At 52.6% G+C, this 17,147-nt stretch carries 16 protein-coding genes; 10 read left to right on the top strand and 6 right to left on the bottom strand.

Features of this window, described 5'->3' with window-relative positions; all coding sequences use genetic code 11:
- The first annotated feature begins 132 nt into the window (after positions 1-132).
- The 9 genes from C7I36_RS14295 to C7I36_RS14335 all read left to right on the top strand — a co-directional run bounded on the left by C7I36_RS14295 (position 133) and on the right by C7I36_RS14335 (position 10,837).
- A complete protein-coding gene (locus C7I36_RS14295) occupies positions 133-1,659 on the top strand; it encodes a class I adenylate-forming enzyme family protein (protein WP_106454371.1) in 1,527 nt (508 codons plus the stop codon).
- Positions 1,660-1,689: 30 nt separating this feature from the next.
- The gene (locus C7I36_RS14300) at positions 1,690-3,228 is read left to right on the top strand and encodes an acyl CoA:acetate/3-ketoacid CoA transferase (protein WP_106454372.1); all 1,539 of its coding nucleotides are present in this window, start codon (positions 1,690-1,692) and stop codon (positions 3,226-3,228) included.
- Positions 3,229-3,246: 18 nt separating this feature from the next.
- Positions 3,247-3,984 carry a 3-oxoacyl-ACP reductase FabG gene (fabG, locus tag C7I36_RS14305; protein WP_106454373.1) on the top strand — a complete coding sequence of 246 codons (738 nt, stop codon included), beginning with the start codon at positions 3,247-3,249 and terminating at the stop codon, positions 3,982-3,984.
- A gap of 69 nt (positions 3,985-4,053) precedes the next feature.
- Entirely contained in the window at positions 4,054-5,211 is a 1,158-nt protein-coding gene (locus C7I36_RS14310) for a glycerate kinase family protein (RefSeq protein WP_106454374.1), read from the top strand.
- A 24-nt stretch (positions 5,212-5,235) separates the two neighbouring features.
- Positions 5,236-6,393, top strand: a complete 1,158-nt coding sequence (locus C7I36_RS14315) for a CdaR family transcriptional regulator (RefSeq protein WP_106454375.1) — start codon at positions 5,236-5,238, stop codon at positions 6,391-6,393.
- A 382-nt stretch (positions 6,394-6,775) separates the two neighbouring features.
- On the top strand, positions 6,776-7,741 hold the full coding sequence (locus C7I36_RS14320; protein ID WP_106454376.1) for a DctP family TRAP transporter solute-binding subunit: 966 nt from the start codon (positions 6,776-6,778) through the stop codon (positions 7,739-7,741).
- A gap of 123 nt (positions 7,742-7,864) precedes the next feature.
- The gene (locus C7I36_RS14325) at positions 7,865-8,335 is read left to right on the top strand and encodes a TRAP transporter small permease (protein ID WP_106454377.1); all 471 of its coding nucleotides are present in this window, start codon (positions 7,865-7,867) and stop codon (positions 8,333-8,335) included.
- 3 nt (positions 8,336-8,338) lie between these two features.
- Positions 8,339-9,616 carry a TRAP transporter large permease gene (locus tag C7I36_RS14330; protein ID WP_106454378.1) on the top strand — a complete coding sequence of 426 codons (1,278 nt, stop codon included), beginning with the start codon at positions 8,339-8,341 and terminating at the stop codon, positions 9,614-9,616.
- A gap of 36 nt (positions 9,617-9,652) precedes the next feature.
- Positions 9,653-10,837, top strand: a complete 1,185-nt coding sequence (locus C7I36_RS14335; protein ID WP_106454379.1) for a thiolase family protein — start codon at positions 9,653-9,655, stop codon at positions 10,835-10,837.
- Positions 10,838-11,043: 206 nt separating this feature from the next.
- Here C7I36_RS14335 and C7I36_RS14340 read toward each other — a convergent pair whose 3' ends face one another.
- From C7I36_RS14340 to C7I36_RS14365, 6 genes are all read right to left on the bottom strand, one after another.
- Positions 11,044-12,039, bottom strand: coding sequence for a virulence RhuM family protein/type II toxin-antitoxin system death-on-curing family toxin (locus C7I36_RS14340; RefSeq protein ID WP_106454380.1), 996 nt, complete (start codon positions 12,037-12,039; stop codon positions 11,044-11,046).
- 89 nt (positions 12,040-12,128) lie between these two features.
- Positions 12,129-13,079 (bottom strand): methyl-accepting chemotaxis protein, encoded by a 951-nt coding sequence (locus C7I36_RS17890; protein ID WP_106454381.1) that lies wholly within the window; start codon positions 13,077-13,079, stop codon positions 12,129-12,131.
- Positions 13,080-13,183: 104 nt separating this feature from the next.
- The gene (locus C7I36_RS14350) at positions 13,184-13,966 is read right to left on the bottom strand and encodes an alpha/beta fold hydrolase (protein ID WP_106454382.1); all 783 of its coding nucleotides are present in this window, start codon (positions 13,964-13,966) and stop codon (positions 13,184-13,186) included.
- 123 nt (positions 13,967-14,089) lie between these two features.
- Positions 14,090-15,295 (bottom strand): 3-oxoadipyl-CoA thiolase, encoded by a 1,206-nt coding sequence (gene pcaF, locus C7I36_RS14355; RefSeq protein ID WP_106454383.1) that lies wholly within the window; start codon positions 15,293-15,295, stop codon positions 14,090-14,092.
- Positions 15,292-16,086 carry a CoA-transferase subunit beta gene (locus C7I36_RS14360; RefSeq protein ID WP_106454384.1) on the bottom strand — a complete coding sequence of 265 codons (795 nt, stop codon included), beginning with the start codon at positions 16,084-16,086 and terminating at the stop codon, positions 15,292-15,294. The genes pcaF and C7I36_RS14360 overlap by 4 nt, the downstream gene beginning before the upstream one ends.
- Entirely contained in the window at positions 16,086-16,904 is an 819-nt protein-coding gene (locus C7I36_RS14365) for a CoA transferase subunit A (protein WP_106454385.1), read from the bottom strand. The genes C7I36_RS14360 and C7I36_RS14365 overlap by 1 nt, the downstream gene beginning before the upstream one ends.
- Between C7I36_RS14365 and C7I36_RS17325 the strand changes: the two genes are divergently transcribed.
- Complete coding sequence (locus C7I36_RS17325) at positions 16,903-17,142, top strand: hypothetical protein (protein WP_146137342.1); 240 nt, start codon at positions 16,903-16,905, stop codon at positions 17,140-17,142. The genes C7I36_RS14365 and C7I36_RS17325 overlap by 2 nt on opposite strands.
- The last annotated feature ends 5 nt before the right edge of the window (positions 17,143-17,147 follow it).

Here is a 17,147-nt window from a genome sequence, read left to right on the forward strand (position 1 = left end):
CAACACAATTGAAAAAAAACAGAAACATCTGTGTGAGCTCTCACGCAGATATAAATCACAAACCGGCTAATATTTCATCTAGTTAAGAATTATGACGGTCATTCATATCATGGCCAGCAAGAGGTAAAGTCGATGTCACATGAACTTCAATGCAACAGCTTATATCAGAGCTTGGAGCTGAGCGCTCAAAGATGGCCAGATAAAGTAGCCTTTGTGATTGATGCTCAGGAAATAACCTATCGGTCCTTTCTTCAACGAGTGAAAACCGTAGCCAGCCAACTACATCATAAATATGGATTACGAAGAAATGAAAAAATCATTCTGGCCGTTGGTAATGAGATACTCTTCTGTGAAGTATTTTATGCTGCAATGAGCTTAGGCATCATCGTCATCCCTATCAGTACAAAATTGACATCCGATGAGGTATCTCCGTTAGTAAAACAAATAATACCTTCATTGGTTTTGTGTCATGATGACCACATTGATAAATATAAGGACTCATTACCTCCTAAATCACAACTCACAGTATTGAGCAAATGGGAAGAGACACCAAACATGTCTCTTACTCCCGTTACCGCCTCTGATATAAGCTCTGATGACACTGCAGTAATTATGTTCACCTCAGGAACGACAGGAAAGCCTAAAGGGGCAATGATCAGCCACAGCAACCTGCTTCATAGCATAGTATCATATCAACAAGCATTTTCATTAACCGAAAAGGATACAACCATACTGGCGGTGCCAATCTGTCACATCACTGGCTTGGTCGCCATACTTGGGCTGTTTGTTCATATTGGTGGGACCATTCATTTACAAAAAAAATTCAATGCCATCCAAATTCTGGAGTGCATAGAAAAAGAAAAAGTCACCTTCCTGCATGGCTCACCCACGGTATTTATCCTTCTTTGCAGTGAGGCACAGAGTAGTAAAGAAAAATTCGGTTTGGACTCTCTTGAAAAGATCGCTTGTGGTGGTGGCCATCTTAACAATGGCACCATAGAGTCAATTAAGGTCACATTCAAAAACTCTCATATTCACCCTGTTTATGGTTTGTCGGAGACCAGTTCTCCAGCCAGCATCTTTGTTGAAGATGTAAGAAACCATCATAAACGTGGCAGCTCGGGGAAGGCTATTCCAGGTGTAGAGTTTCAGATAAAAGATGAAAGTGGGGAAATACTACCCAGGGGGCAGACGGGTTTACTCTGGGTTAGAGGCCCCGTTGTCATAAAGTCTTACTGGAATAACAGCCAGGCCGACAAAGAGTCCTTCGATAATGGCTGGTTTAACACTGGCGATTTGGCCTACATAGATCCCGATGATTACATCTATATCCAGGGAAGGTTGAAGGACATGATCAACAGGGGGGGCGAAAAGATTTACTCATTGGAGGTTGAAAATATCCTGTCTACCTACCCGGGGATCAGTGAAGTAGCGATAGTCCCTTACCCCAGCGAAATTTATGGTGAGGAGCCCATGGCATTTATTGTTGCTGATCCAGAGTGTTCCATCACAGCAAAAGAGATTATCTCTTGGGCTTGCAGCAAACTGGCAAAATACAAAGTCCCCAGAAAAATAATATTCATGGATAACTTACCAAGAACAAACAACGGGAAAATCAGTAAAAGAACACTTAAGGATAATATCTACAAGTATCTTTGACATGGTCGATCTCATATAAAAGGAGAGCGAATGAATAACAAGGTTATTACCAAAGAAGCAGCAGCTGAGCTGATCCGGGATAACAGTACCATTTGTACTGTTGGCATGACATTGGTCAGCGCTTCCGAATCTATATTATCTTCAATAGAAAAGCGATTCCTCGATACGGATTCACCTAGAAATTTGACATTGGTCCATGCTGCCGGACAAAGTGACAGAAATAGAGGTATTCAGCATCTGGCTCATCCCGGGCTGGTAAAAAGAATTATCGGTTCGCACTGGGGTCTGGCTCCCAAATGGATGGAAATGATCTCGGGCAATCAGGTAGAGGCCTACTGCCTGCCCCAGGGGCAAATGGTGCATTTATACAGCGCAATGGCTGCTGGCCTGCCAGGCAGACTCTCGCCTGTTGGGTTGAACACCTTCATCGATCCCAGGATCGAAGGCGGCAAAATGAACAGCTGCACAAAAGAAAATATCGTAGAAGTGGTGAAATTCAAGGATAAAGAATATATTTTTTATCCTTCCATCCCCCTAGACACCTTGATCATCCGTGGTACTTCCGCCGATCCCAAAGGTAACCTGACCACCGATGAAGAAGCCATGAAGCTGGAAGTACTACCTGCGGTACTGGCAGCAAAGCGTTTTGGAGCCAGGGTCATTGCGCAGGTGAAATATCTGGTGGAAGGCGGTAGCCTCGATCCTAAATCGGTTGTCGTGCCCGGTGACTTTATTGACAACATAGTGATATGTGATAATCCGGAAAGGGATCACCGTCAAACCTCTTCCTGGTATTATGACCCGGCTTATTGTGGAAAAATCCGTGTATCACCTCAGCAGGAAACCTCAAAAGCACCGCTTGACATTAGAAAAATAATTGGCCGAAGAGCCGTCGATTTTATAAAGCCTGGTGCCATCATCAATTTAGGAACTGGCATCCCGAATGATGTAATAGGACAGATAGTAAAAGAAAAAGAAATGGAAAGCGATGTCACTATTACGGTCGAATCCGGCATCTATGGTGGTCTTCAGTCGGGTGGCATTGACTTTGGTATTGGTAGAAACCTCTCGGCCATGATCAGCCATCAGGACCAGATGCTTTATTACAATGGCGCCGGTGTTGATATCACCTATATGGGTGCAGGAGAGTTAGACAGGAACGGGAACGTTAATGCCACCAGACTGGGCTCACAATGCACAGGTGCGGGTGGCTTTATCGATATTACCCAGAATGCAAGACATGTTGTATTTTGCTCCACATTTACCACCAAGGGGCTCGAAATAGAGTTAAATGATGGAAAGCTTAACATAGTAAAAGAAGGGCATATTAAAAAGCTGGTCAACACTGTTAACCAAATATCTTATAGCGGAAAACTTGCTGTAGAGAAAAGTCAAAAAATGCATTTTGTTACCGAGCGGGCTGTATTCGAGATGACAGATAAAGGAATCATGCTGATTGAAATAGCCCCCGGGATTGACCTTGAGAAAGATATACTTCAGCTTATGGAGTTCAAACCTCTAATTTCAGAAAAATTAAAAACAATGCCAATGAATATATTCACAGCCTAATGTTGCACAGGAGGAAATATGAAACTTGAAGGAAAGGTCGCCATCGTCACTGGTGCAAATCAAGGTATTGGTTTTGGTATCGCCCGCGTACTGGGACGTGAGGGTGCAACCGTTGTAATTGCTGACTTGAATGAAGATGGCGGTATCACCGCTGTAAAAAGCTTGAAAGATGAGGGTATTAACTCCTCTTTTTTCAGGTGTAATGTCGGAAACAAAAAGGACATTGATGATCTCTTCGAATCCGTTGTAAGCAGCCATGGAAAACTGGATATACTGGTGAATAATGCGGGCATCAACCGTGATGCAATGCTGCATAATTTGACTGAAGACGACTGGGATAAAGTCATTGATGTGAACTTGAAAGGCACCTTCCGCTGCATGCAGAAAGCGGCCATCAGGATGCGCGAGCAAGGCTCGGGCAGAATCATCAATATTGCTTCCGCCAGTTGGCTAGGTAATGTGGGCCAGTCCAACTACGCGGCATCAAAGGCAGGTGTTGTGGGGCTGACCAAAACAGCCTGCCGTGAACTTGCCAGGAAAGGGGTGACGGTAAATGCGATATGTCCGGGCTTTATCGATACGGCAATGACCCGAGGTATTCCGGAAAAGGTCTGGGATGTCATGATATCTAAAATTCCGGCAGGTTTTGCTGGCCAACCGGAAGATGTGGGTGAATGCGTCGCTTTCCTTGCCTCTGATGCCGCTCGTTATATCAACGGTGAGGTGATCAATGTCGGCGGCGGCATGGTGCTGTAACTGAGCCAAGGAGCCTTCTGCCCGTATCAGCTGGCTCCTGCTGATTCATTATGGATGTTGAGGGTAAAGATGAAAATTGTCGTCGCTATTGATTCTTTCAAAGGAAGCATGTCTGCCGAGCAGGCATGCAGTGCAGCCGCCAGGGGATTGCAAAAAGCCCTGCCCGACAGCAGTATTATTTGCATGCCAGTGGCCGATGGGGGAGAAGGATTAATAGCAACAGTGAAGAGTTGCCCCACCCTAAGCGAAGCACAGTTAACCTATGTCGATGTTACGGGTCCCTATCGCAGCAAGGTGAAGGCCGCCTACTTGCGTAATGGCAGGATGGCGATAATTGAAATGGCGCAGTCATGCGGTCTTGAATTAACCCCCATCGATCAACGCGATGTCAGGCTCGCCACCAGCTATGGTCTTGGTGAACTGGTCATGCATGCCTTGGAGTCGGGCTGCAATCACTTGATCATCGGGCTGGGTGGTAGTGCCACCAACGATGCAGGCATGGGCTTTGCCCAGGCACTGGGTGTCGATTTTTACAATCGGGAAGGCGTCCTACTCCCCTCCCCCGCACGGGCCGCCGATATGCAGGAGGTATACAGTGTCGATATCAGTAAGCAGACCTCCCTGCTTAAGGATGTTGTCATCGAGATATGCTGTGATGTCAGCAATCCTCTGTTGGGGAGCTCGGGGGCAACCATGATTTATGGGGCACAAAAAGGAGCTACCGCAGACGTCCTTGATGAATTAGAAATGGCGATGGCCAAGTACGCCTCAACCGTAGAGGCCTGCGTCAACAAACAGGCGACCGACACTCCCGGTGCAGGCGCGGCGGGAGGTATGGGAGCAGCCTTGATATGGTTTACCGATGCGCTTCTTAAACCCGGGATCCAGGTCGTACTTGATCTCATTCAGATTGATGATGTGCTTACTGGCAGTAATCTGGTGATCACCGGCGAAGGCAAGATCGATAAGCAAACCGCTTTTGGCAAGGTCCCGGTCGGTGTGGCTCAACGTGCGGCCACACAGGGAATACCCGTAGTTGCCCTTGCCGGTACCCTCGATCTGCGGGATAACCGTCTGGAACTGCCAAATATCCATGCTATGAGTTCTATCATACAAAAACCCATGCAGCTGACCGAGGCGATGGCAGATGGAGAAGCTCTGATGGAGATGGCGGCAGAGCAACTCGGCCACACCCTCAGAGTGGGCCATCTTATTTATGCCAGATGAAAGTGCTATCAACAGGCTGTACTTATGAAAATCAATACCGAATTGGCTAATGAAATCGCCAAAAGATCCATGGCCATTATTCATCACAATGTTAACGTTATGGATAACAACGGCATTATCATCGCATCTGGCAACCACAAGCGGGTTGGTCTGAAACACGGTGCCGCCATTGAGAGCATCAAAAGAGGCGTACGGATCACTATCAATGATGATGCGGATGCCGCCCGCTATGAAAATACGGAACCAGGTATTAATCATCCGATCATGATAGGAGATGAGGTTGCTGTTGTAATCGGCATTAGTGGCAACCCGGTCATCATCGCCCGTTACTCAGAGCTGGCCATTCTCACAGCCGAACTGCTGTTAAAACAAGCACATGAGATAAATACTGCAAACTGGAAAAAAAGAGTAAATGACAGTTTAGTCAATGAATTTATTGAATTTGGAGACCACGAGAGAGGCTTGTCGGCACTTGATAAAATCAATGAAGTCAGCAATATATTGCTTTCCGCTACCGTACCTATCATTATCAAAACAGACACTCGCACTCTGATGGTGGGAGAAGTCATCGACTCTTTACTGAGTAAGCTCTCCTCCACGATTGACACAGACAGGATCATCCTGATAAATCATAATGAAGTACTGCTGCTTCCCCCTGCCGATGCCTCGATACCTACTATTATAGATAAAGCAGAACTGGCTATTTCAAGCCAATTAAGCAGTTTTAAGATCGGTGTGGGCATTAATGCCGATTCACCACTGGATATCAGAGAGTCGATCATCTTTTCTCGTTCAGTCATCGATGTGGGAGTGAAAGTAGATAGTGCAAAGAGAATCTATCGATTTAATGATATGGCAGTCTTGTGTCTCTTGAAGGAACTTGAAACCAGCTATCTGGCAAGTTTTTTTAATAGAATCACCAATAACCTGACCGGGCACGCTCAGGGAGCACAGCTTATTGAAACCCTGGACCTATTTATCGAGAACAATGCAGAAATGGGTAAGACTGCTGCCCAGTTAGGCATTCACAGGAACACCCTTTCTTACCGTTTATCAAGCATCAAGAAAATCACCCAGCTCGACCCTTTACAATTTATGGATCTTCTCCAACTGACCATCGCCATCCACTGCTACAGAAAAGAACACCCCAGACGGAACCTGTGGATCGAAAGCATCAGCTGAGCATGCCTGCTGCCAAATGAGACTCACTCTTACAGCTGTCGGCTTCTTTCGACGCTCATAGCTGTCAAAATACACAACTGTCCTCATCATCGCCCGGAGTCACCTCCGGGTGAAGGATTGCAACGCCGTTTTACTGGGTGGTATCCCTGTCGCCGGATTGCTCTGCCAGCCAGGTTGTTACATTTCGCCTTGTGTATTTGCACAAAGGTAGTTTTATGTTTCAATTTTGTAACCGTGCACTTGTTCAAATTTTTAGTGACAGACTCTGTTAATATAAGTACCTGGCTTGGTAAACAACGAGCTATTTGAATGCGGACCGGCTTGGAGAGAATTTAATGGCTAGTACTTTCAATCGAGCTTCGACAAAAAGGAATATTTGATTATGAACAAGACAATTATCGCCTCTACCCTTCTCGCACTAGTCTCCAGTTACTCCTATGCAGAAACGCTGAAACTGGGGCATGTATATGATGTTAACCATCCTTGGCACAAGAGTGCAGAAGAAGCTGCCCGCAGAGTTTCAGATAAGACTGAAGGTCGGGTAGAGATAAAGATCTTTCCATCTGGCTCACTTGGCTCAGAGCAAGAACTGCTTGAACAGGTTATTGTAGGCGGTGTAGATATTGTTGAAGTCGGTTCAGGACAGCTTGGTAATATTTTCAAGCCCATCATTATAACTGAAATGCCATATATATTCAGGGATAATGAACATTTAATGCGTTTCTTCGAAAGTGAGTCTGCAGGTAAGATATTCGAAGACTTTCGCCAACAGTTTAATGCCCATATAGTAGGCTCCAGTACCTGGGGAGTTCGCCATGTCATTGGCAATAAGCCAGTGACCAACCCTGATGACTTCAGCGATTTCAAGCTGCGCGTACCTGAACAGGCCATTACCGTAGCCTATGCCAAAGCCATGGGTAGTAACCCTACCCCTGTTCCTTACTCCGAAGCCTATTTAGCCATGAGACAGAATATGGTCGATGGCCTAGAAAACCCCCTCGGCTCGATCAAGGCCATGAAATTCTATGAAGTTGGCAATAACCTAAGCCTGACTGGTCATGTAATTACTGCCGTTCATTATGTAATAAACGATAACTCTCTGCAATCGTTAAGCAGTCAAGATAAAGAAACTGTGCTAGATGTGTTTAAAAACATGGGTCGGTATACTGCAGACCTGGTTGAAAAGGATGATGAAAAAGCGATAGAATTTTTCAAGGAAAAAGGTGTTAATATTGTCAACGTAGATCGCGACGCCTTCCGTGAAAAAACAAAATTCATGTCCGACAATTACAAAGATAACTGGTCAGAATATGGGGATCTCTATACCGAAATCGCCAAAATAAAATAATTAAAAATTGTCAGAGAGACAATATACAGCTGGAAAAAGCCCCTCATCAATCTTGAGGGGCTATGTTATTCACCAGCCAACCATGGAGCTCTCCCAATATGTCAAACCAAGTCAGAGGGTGATATGATAAACATCTATAAAAAAATAGAAACGGCACTCCCTGCCATAATATTTGCACTGATTTTCATAGTGATGATGATAAATATTGTCACCCGAGAGCTCTCTTCTCAAGCGCTTGATTGGCCAATTGAATTTAGCAGATATGCCTTGGTATGGCTGACATTCCTGGGTACTGTCTATCTATTCAGAACAGATCAGCATATCAAGGTGGATGCGTTCTGGAATTATCTATGCAAAAAACTCAACCCAAGGGTAATTGCTGCTCTTGAGCTGTTGAAGTTATCGATCATCATCTTTTTTGCAGGTTTTCTATCTTATTATGGTTATATCTTCTCAGATCGACTCAAATTCTTTAGCAGCCCGTCGCTTAACATCAGTCAATCCTATCTGTACATGATTGTTCCTGTATCCGGTGTTTTAATAATATTGATTTCATTAATAAAAACATACAACATATTTAAAAAGAGGGGCTGAGCGATGTTAATATTAATAGGATTGCTCTTTCTGTTTATGCTGCTAGGTATACCGGTTGCATTTTCCATCGGCGCGGCCTCTGTTATTTACGTGTTCTTAGACCCGTCACTGTCAGAAACTACGGCGATACAGCGGATGGTTGCTGGTGTAAACTCATTTACCTTCTTGGCCATTCCATTTTTCATCTTTGCCGGTAATCTGATGAATAGCGGTGGTATCACACATAGGATCTTTGAGTTTGCTGCCGTATGCGTGGGCCATATCCGTGGCGGCCTAGCACATGTCAATGTGGCCTCCAGTGTTATTTTTGCTGGCATGTCCGGAGCCGCCGTCGCAGATGCCGGTGGTCTTGGGGCTTCAACCATCAAAGCCATGCGAGCTAAAGGATATGGTGAGCGGGTTTCAATTGGGGTAACAGCTGCCTCCTCTATTATTGGCCCAATCATCCCTCCCAGCATGGCGATTATTGTCTATGCCATAGCCTCATCCCAATCCATTGAACGCCTGTTCGCTGCAGGCATTGTTCCCGGCTTTCTGATGGCATTGTCATTAATGGTGATGATCTATCTATTCAGCGAGCGACTGAAATGTCCGGATGAAAAAAAGGCCAGCCGTAAAGCAATTTGGGTTGCCTTTGTACGTGCCCTTCCGTCTCTTATGGCGCCGGTGATCATCCTCGGTGGTATCTTTTCCGGTATATTTAGCCCGACTGAATCCGCAGCCATTGCCTGCAGCTACGCCATTATCTTGAGTGTTATTTACAAAGACTTCAGCTATGCCTCGTTCAAGGCATCAGTCATGAGCTCAGTTGTGACATCCGTACAGGTACTTTTAATTGTGGCCTCAGCCAACCTGTTTGCCTGGATACTAACCAGCAAGGAAGTACCACAAACCATCTCTCAACTGATACTTTCAACCACAGAAAATTATTTGCTGATCCTATTAGCCCTCAATGTTTTGTTGCTACTGGTCGGCTTGTTCATGGAAACCGTGGCTGCGATCAACCTGCTGGTTCCTATTATTCTGCCGATCTTGACCATTGGTTTTGGCATGGACCCCATTCAACTGGGTATTATTGTGGTCCTTAACCTGATCATCGGCACACTGACCCCGCCTTTTGGCACCGTCCTTTTCGTACTGAGCAGTGTCTCCAATACGCCAGTCGAAAAGGTCACAAAGTATACGGCAACCTTCCTACCACCATTACTGCTGGTATTGCTCTTGGTAAATATATTTCCGGCGCTGACCCTCTGGCTTCCAGAGTTCTTCTTTGGAAAGTAGTTAACGAATCATTTATCACCGTTTTCAGGAGTAAACATGAAAAATAACGACGATATCGTCATTGTCAGTGGTGCCAGGACAGCGATTGGTACACTGGGTGGCAGCCTTAAAGATGTACACCAGCATGATCTGGGTGCTATTACCATCCGTGAGGCCGTTTTGCGCGCCGGGATAGAACCGGCCATGGTCAATGAAGTGATAGTGGGCAATGTGGGACAGGTAGCCGAAAGTGGATTTATTGGCCGTATTTGCCAGCTGAGGGCTGGCTTACCCAAAGAAACCACCGCCTATTCCGTTAACAGACAATGCGGCTCCGGACTGCAGGCAGTGGCTGACGGCATGATGCAGATCCAGACTGGTCAGGCCGACATCGTAGTGGCCTGTGGTACAGAAAACATGACCCAGTTGCCTTTCTATGTACGCAAAGGTCGTTACGGCTACAACATGGGCCACGGCACCCTCGAAGACGGGTTGATTTCCATCCTGACCTGGCCGGAAGGCCCCTACCACAACGGCATGACCGCCGAAAATGTGGCTGAACGGTTCGATATCAGCCGTGAGGAGATGGATGATTTTGCCGTATCCAGCCAGCTCAAAGCGGCACAAGCAATAGAGAGCGGCTTGTTCAAAGACGAAATTATACCGGTAGAAATTAAGACTGGCCGTAAGGAAACCAGGTTGTTCGAAACGGATGAGCATCCCAGGGCCGTTGATCGTGAAAAACTCGCCAGCCTGCGTCCGGTATTCAAGGAAGGCGGCAGTGTGACGGCAGCCAACGCCTCCGGCATCAATGACGGCGCAGCCGCCGTGGTGCTGATGAAGCGCGCCAAGGCTCTGGAACTTGGCCTGACACCTCGCCTGACCATCCGAGGCTGGTCGGTAGCCGGTTGTGAAGCCGAAATCATGGGATTTGGTCCCGCACCTGCGACCAAAAAGCTGCTTAAGAAATTCAACCTAGAAGCCAATCAAGTTGATCTTTATGAAATCAACGAAGCTTTCGCCGCTCAAGCGCTGGCGGTCATGAAAGATCTACAGCTCGATGAACAGCGGGTGAACGTCAATGGTGGCGCAATCGCTCTTGGCCATCCAGTGGGGGCAACGGGCACTATTCTTACAGTCAAGCTGATGTATGAGATGGAGCGTAGAAACGCCAATACCGGCATCATCACCATGTGTATCGGCGGAGGCCAGGGAATTTCCATGCTATTTGAACGCGAGTAAGAGTTTTCACCTGGGTTTGCTGGCCTACATGGCCAGCTTTTTTGAACACCTAACTGCAAACGTTACTGAAAGGGCCTGTAATCACAGGCCCTTTCAGTTTTTGAGCAAAAGGCTGGCAAATTTCAGAAATACCAGCCGCACCTCAGCCCATCAACTCCAGCAGCAGCGACATACCAGGCCAGCCACTGTTGCTCTCCGGTCATTCATCAGCCCTTATCCCCGGCCGGCTCCTTGAGCAGGATAAAATGCTCGATTAACCGGATCATCAGGGCTTTCTGATCCGGCAGGCTTTCCGCTACCAGCAGCGCCAGGGCCACCAGGGTGTTGTCGTTAATCAGTTGCTCCACCGGCCGGGCCAACAATGCCGCATTACGGCGCAGGTACCACAAAAAGAGGAAGGAACCGCAGCGCTTGTTGCCGTCTGCCAGGGGATGATTCTTGATCACAAAGTACAACAAATGGGCGCCCCGGCTGGCCACGTTGGGATAGAACAGCTCATCGCCAAAGCCCTGCTCTATGGTGGCCAGCGCCGAGGCCAGGCCATCACCCCGCACCCTGCCAAACAGCTCGGTCGCCTCGCCCTTGGCGATCAGGGTCTGCTTGAGTTCGCCGATGGCGGCCAAGGCTTCGTCCAGCTCCAGCGGGCTCATATCCGGTTGTTTGATACCGATTTCCGCCAGTTGCTGCTCGTCGTAGCCCTGCAGCAGGCTCCAGGAGCGGGCATAGTCGCTGATCACGCCCGCCACCGCGGCCCCCTCCGGTGATACCAGCCCCTGATTGCTCAGGGTGCGGCTGAGCAAATTCATCGCCTGCTCGAACTCGATGCCCCGCTCCGCCAGGCGGCGCCGGTTAAGGGTGTAGCCCTGAACCAAGTGGTCTTTCAGCACCTGGGTAGCCCACTGGCGGAACTGGACGCCGCGCTGGGACTTTACCCGGTAGCCCACAGATATGATGACATCCAGTGAGTAACGAGAGACCGGCTTGTCTGAGCCAGCAATATGCATTTTTTGCATATTGCTTTCCTCGGGCAGCTCGCCCTCCTTGAACACATTGCGAATGTGGCGGGAAATCACTGACTGATCGCGGCCAAACAGCTCGCACATCTGCGCCTGATTCAGCCACACCGTCTCCTGCTCCAGCGCCACTTCCAGTTGCGCTTGCCCGTCGGCACTGGTGAAAATCTGGATCTGTTGGTTTGGCATCGTCTTGTTCGTTCCTTGGCCGGCATCCGGTTGGTTTAGCCTCAGTAACAATGCTTTGCCGACGGGTGTCAACCGATAAACAACATCTACTACGCGCCGGCCATGTCCGCCAGCACCTCCGCCACCAGCGACTGCTGGTGGCCCACCCGTTGGGTGACCTGCTGAACAATCTCCATGCGGGTCTGTGCGCCCGCCTGGATGTCATCAATCGCCGCCAGGGCCTGGCTGGCCTCCTGCAAACAGGTACCACGGGACTGGTCGATATTTTCCAGCCCGGTGCGGGCCCTGGTAGCGGAATGCCCCAGGTTTTCGGCAATGTCCCGAATTTGTTCGCTGGACTGGTTCACCCGGCGGGACAGGTTGCGCACCTCGTCCGCCACCACCGCAAAACCCCGGCCATGCTCCCCCGCCCGGGCTGCTTCGATGGAGGCATTGAGGGCCAGCAGGTTGGTCTGTTTGGCGATGTCCTGAATATTGCCCACGATGGCGCCGATCTCGGCGGACTGATCCTGTAACTGACTGAAGACCCGATCGATATTCTCCATATCACCGGCGAGTGAGCGGATCGCGGCCTCCGAGGCGCGGATGCGGTGGGCGGTCTCGGCCACCTTGCTGCCGGATTGCCGGGCCAGAACGCCGGCCTGGGCCATTTCTTCCAGGATCAGCCCGGCATTGGCGCCCAGTTGGTCGAGCTGTTCCAGCAGGTGTTGATGGTAGACCGGAGCGGGTACTGGGTGGGCTATTTTCACGGGCTCGGGTTCGGCCGCGGGTGGCAGCACAGGCGGCGTTTTAGCCACAACGGGCTCCGCTACCGGTTGGTCGACCATGCGCGCCGGCAACTTCAGGGCCAGGCAAGCCGCCGCCAGGGCCAGCAGCACCCCCGACAAAGACAGCGTCAGTGCCACGCCATCTTCACCGCCCAGCCGGATGGAGAGTGCGCCAAGCAGTATGGTCAGGGTACAGATGGCGGCGATCAGCGCCGTTTTGGTATGGGATTCCGGGTGGGGTGTGCGAACAAAACTAGCTTCGTAAGAGTTCATGGCGAGTTATCTCTTGCCGGTTTCGGGCTGGGGTTGCTGAAGACAGGAGTATTGGAGTAGATGACGACAGGCGCCCCTGCGGGCAGGGGCGCCCTCGCTGAGGGTTAGCTCACACGTTTTACCAGCAGTTCGGCGAACACCGCCGGGCATTCCACCGAGGGCACATGGCCTACCTGCTCCAGGATCACCGGCTCGCCGGCGCCGCTGCATTGGGCCAGGGCGCGCAGCGATTCGGGCGGGGTGGCCACGTCGTCGCTGCCGCCCACCAGCAGCAGGGGCACGCCATGGCCCTGCAGTTGCGCGCGGAAGTCGGCCTCACCCAGCATCTCGCACAGCAGGGCGTAGCTGTTGGCGTCATTCCGGCCCATGATGGTGTTCCAGCCGGCCAGCAGGGCGGGCTGGGCCTGGCAGGCGGCGGGGCCAAACCAGCGCGGCACTATGTCCACCGCCATGGTGGCCAGGCCCAGTTCCCGAACCGCTCTGGCGCGGGCTTGCCAGGCCTCGGCGGTGCCGATCACCGCCCCGGTGTTGGTGAGGGTGGCGGACAGCAGGCGCTCGGCGTTGGCACTCAGCAGTTGCTGGCCAATCACCCCGCCAATGGAGGTGCCGGCAAAGTGGAAACGCCCGCCACCAGCCACCTCGACCAGAGCCAGGGCTTCCGCCGCCAGATCGGCGGGGGTAATACGTTCGCCCTTCCAGGCGGCGCTGCTGCCATGGCCGGGCAGATCCCAGCTCAGCACCCGGTAATGGGGCAACAGGGCCGGCAGCAGGTCGTCCCACACCGCCTGGCTCATGCCCAGGGGATGGGCCAGCACCACCAGCGGCAGTGCGGCATCGCCCAGCAGGCGGTAGCCGACGGCGCGGCCATTGATGTTCAGAAAAAACATTCAGCCTCCAACAAATAGTTAAGGGAACGCCGGCCTGGGCCGGCGTTCGGCAGGCTCAGGTTGCCGCTGCGCGGCAAATTGCGGGCGAGCCGCCCGCGCTCCGGCGCACCCCTGAATTCGACCTTAAACCCGCTCAATCAGGGTAGCAATACCCTGGCCCACGCCCACGCACATGGTGCACAGGGCCAGGCGCTTGTTCTGCCGGTGCAGCTCGTGGGCGGCGGTTTGCAGCAGGCGGGCGCCGGACATGCCGAGCGGGTGACCCAGGGCGATGGCGCCGCCGTTGGGGTTGACCCGGGCGTCGTCGTCCTTCAGCCCCAGCTCGCGCATGCAGGCCAGGGCCTGGGCGGCGAAGGCCTCGTTGAACTCGAACAGGTCGATGTCGTCCATGGTCAGGTTGTGCTGTTCCAGCAACTTGCGCACCGCCGGCACCGGGCCAATGCCCATGATGCGCGGCTCAACGCCACCGGTGGCCATGCCCAGCACGCGGGCCATGGGCTTGAGGCCGTGGCGCTGCACCGCTTCCTCGCTGGCGATCAGCATGGCGGCGGCACCGTCGTTCACCCCGGAGGCGTTACCGGCGGTGATGCTGCCACCGGCCCGGAAAGGCGTCGGCAGCCTGGCCAGTTTCTCGGCCGTGGTGTCCGGGCGCAGGTGCTCGTCGTCGGCGAAGATCAGCGGCTCCTGCTTGCGGCGGGGAATTTCCACCGGCACGATTTCCTCGGAAAAGCGGCCATTTTTCTGTGATTCAGCGGCCTTCTGCTGAGAACGGGCGGCAAAAGCGTCCTGATCTTCCCGGGAGATATTGAACTGCTCGGCCACGTTTTCTGCGGTTTCCGGCATGGAGTCAACGCCGTACTGGGCCTTCATCAGCGGGTTGATAAAGCGCCAGCCGATGGTGGTGTCTTCAATGGCCTGGGTGCGGCTGAAGGCGGTGTCGGCTTTGCCCATCACGAAGGGGGCGCGGGACATGGACTCCACGCCGCCAGCCAGCACCAGATCCAGCTCGCCGGCCTTGACGGCACGCACGGCGGTGCCAACTGCATCCATACCCGAGCCGCACAGCCGGTTAATGGTGGTGCCGGGCACGCTCACCGGCAGGCCCGCCAGCAGGGACGACATGCGCGCCACGTTGCGGTTGTCTTCGCCGGCCTGGTTGGCGCAGCCCATGATGACTTCGTCGATGGCCGCCGGATCCAGTTCCGGCGCCTCGGCCAGCACGGCCTTGAACACCTGGGCGGCCAGGTCGTCGGGGCGGACCGCCGCCAGGGTGCCGCCGAAGCGACCGATGGCGGTGCGGCGGGGATGGCACAGATAAACGGGCTTCATTGGGCATCTCCCTGGGCAACCGGCTTGGCATGGTGTTCGGCGGTTCTGGCCTTGAGCGAGCGCAGTATTTCCAGCTCCTCGGCAGAAGGCTCGGGGGTCAGCGCCAGCTCGTCGGCAAAGCGGACCGGCCAGCCGGTGGCCTCGCTCACCTGCTCACGGGTCACGCCCGGATGCAGCGAGGTCACCACCAGCTCCTTGGTCTCGGCATCGGGGGCCATGACGCACAGATCGGTGATCACCTTGGTCGGGCCCCGGCCGATGTTGGGCACGCCGTCGCGGCCCTTGCCATCCCGGCCGTAGCCCAGGGTGGTAATAAAGTCCACCGCCTCCACAAAGGCCCGCGGCGAGTGCTTGAGGGTGATAAACACTTCCTTGGCGTTGGAGGCGATTTCGGGGGCACCGCCGCCGCCGGGCAAGCGCACCTTGGGCGCCTGGTAGTCGCCGATCAGGGTGGTGTTGAGGTTGGCGTAGCGGTCAATCTGGGCAGTACCCAGAAAGCCCACGTCGATATGGCCGCCCTGCAGCCAGTAGCGGAACATCTCGGGCACCGCCACTGTAGTCAGCGCCTGCTCGCACAGCTCACCGTCGCCGATGGACAGGGGCAGGATGTCGGGCTTGGTTTGCAGGGTGCCGGATTCATAGATCAGCACCACTTCGGGGGCGTGGGTCAGGCGGGCCAGGTTGGCCGCCTCGCTGGGCAGGCCGATGCCCACAAAGCAGGTCATGCCGTTGCTCAGGGCGCGGGCGGCGGTGACCGTCATCATTTCGGAAGAGGTGTATTCGAGCGTCATTATGCCTGCCCTCCTGCGTGGTATACGTTTTTATCCAGCCACTGGTTGAAGGTGTCACGATTCCGGGAGATCGCGTCCCATTCCTTGTAGAAGCTGTTGTTTCTCGGATAGTAGCCGTGGGCGTAGGACGGCGCCGCGCCCCCTTTCACCTCGGCGATGGCGTCGATGGCCCAGCCCGGGATCACACAGGCATTGGGGTCGGCCTGCAGGTCGTCGACGATTTCTTCCACGGTAACGATGCTGTGCTTGGCCGCCAGCACCGCTTCCTTCTGCACGCCCACGATGCCGGACACCAGCACATTGCCCTGCCGGTCGGCGCGCTGGGCATGGATGATGCTCACATCGGGCCGCACCGCCGGTACCGCCGCCAGCCGTTCGCCGGTGAAGGGGCACTCGATAAAGCGGATCTGCGGGTTCACCTTGGGCAGGTCGCTGCCGATGTAGCCGCGCAGCACCGCCAGCGGCAGGCCGGCGGCGCCCGCTTCATAGGCGCAGGCCATGGCGGCGTGGCTGTGCTCAAAAATCTCCAGCTTGCTGGGCCAGCCCTTTTCCACCGCGTCGCGCAGCCGGTGCAGGGAGCCCACGCCGGGGTTGCCGCCCCAGGAGAAGATCAGCCGCTCGGCACAACCGGCGCCGATCAGCTGGTCGTAGAGGATATCCGGAGTCATGCGGATCAGCGTCAGCCGGCGCTTTTCCTGACGGATAATTTCATGACCCGCCGCAAAGGGGATCAGGTGGGTAAAACCCTCCATGGCGACGGTGTCGCCGTCCTGGAGGTAACGAGCGACCGCGTCGTGCAGGCTCATGAATTGGGCCATGGGTATCGCCTCCCTGGGTGAATTTAAAGTTCGCATTGCGAACTTGGGTTTGCAATGCGAACATATTTACACCCATTTACCGGAGCTGGCAAACCCCTGTGCCTGTCATTTTTTTGAAATAACAATTAACCAACTGAAAATAAAAAGGTTATTTTTTATTCATCAAGATGTGGAAACGGAAGGGAAAGTAACAAGGGTTCGTTATGCGAACTTTTTGCCCCCCTTTTTGCTACCATGAGCGGC

It is taken from the genome of Zobellella taiwanensis (assembly GCF_003012795.1).
GTDB lineage: Bacteria > Pseudomonadota > Gammaproteobacteria > Enterobacterales > Aeromonadaceae > Oceanimonas > Oceanimonas taiwanensis.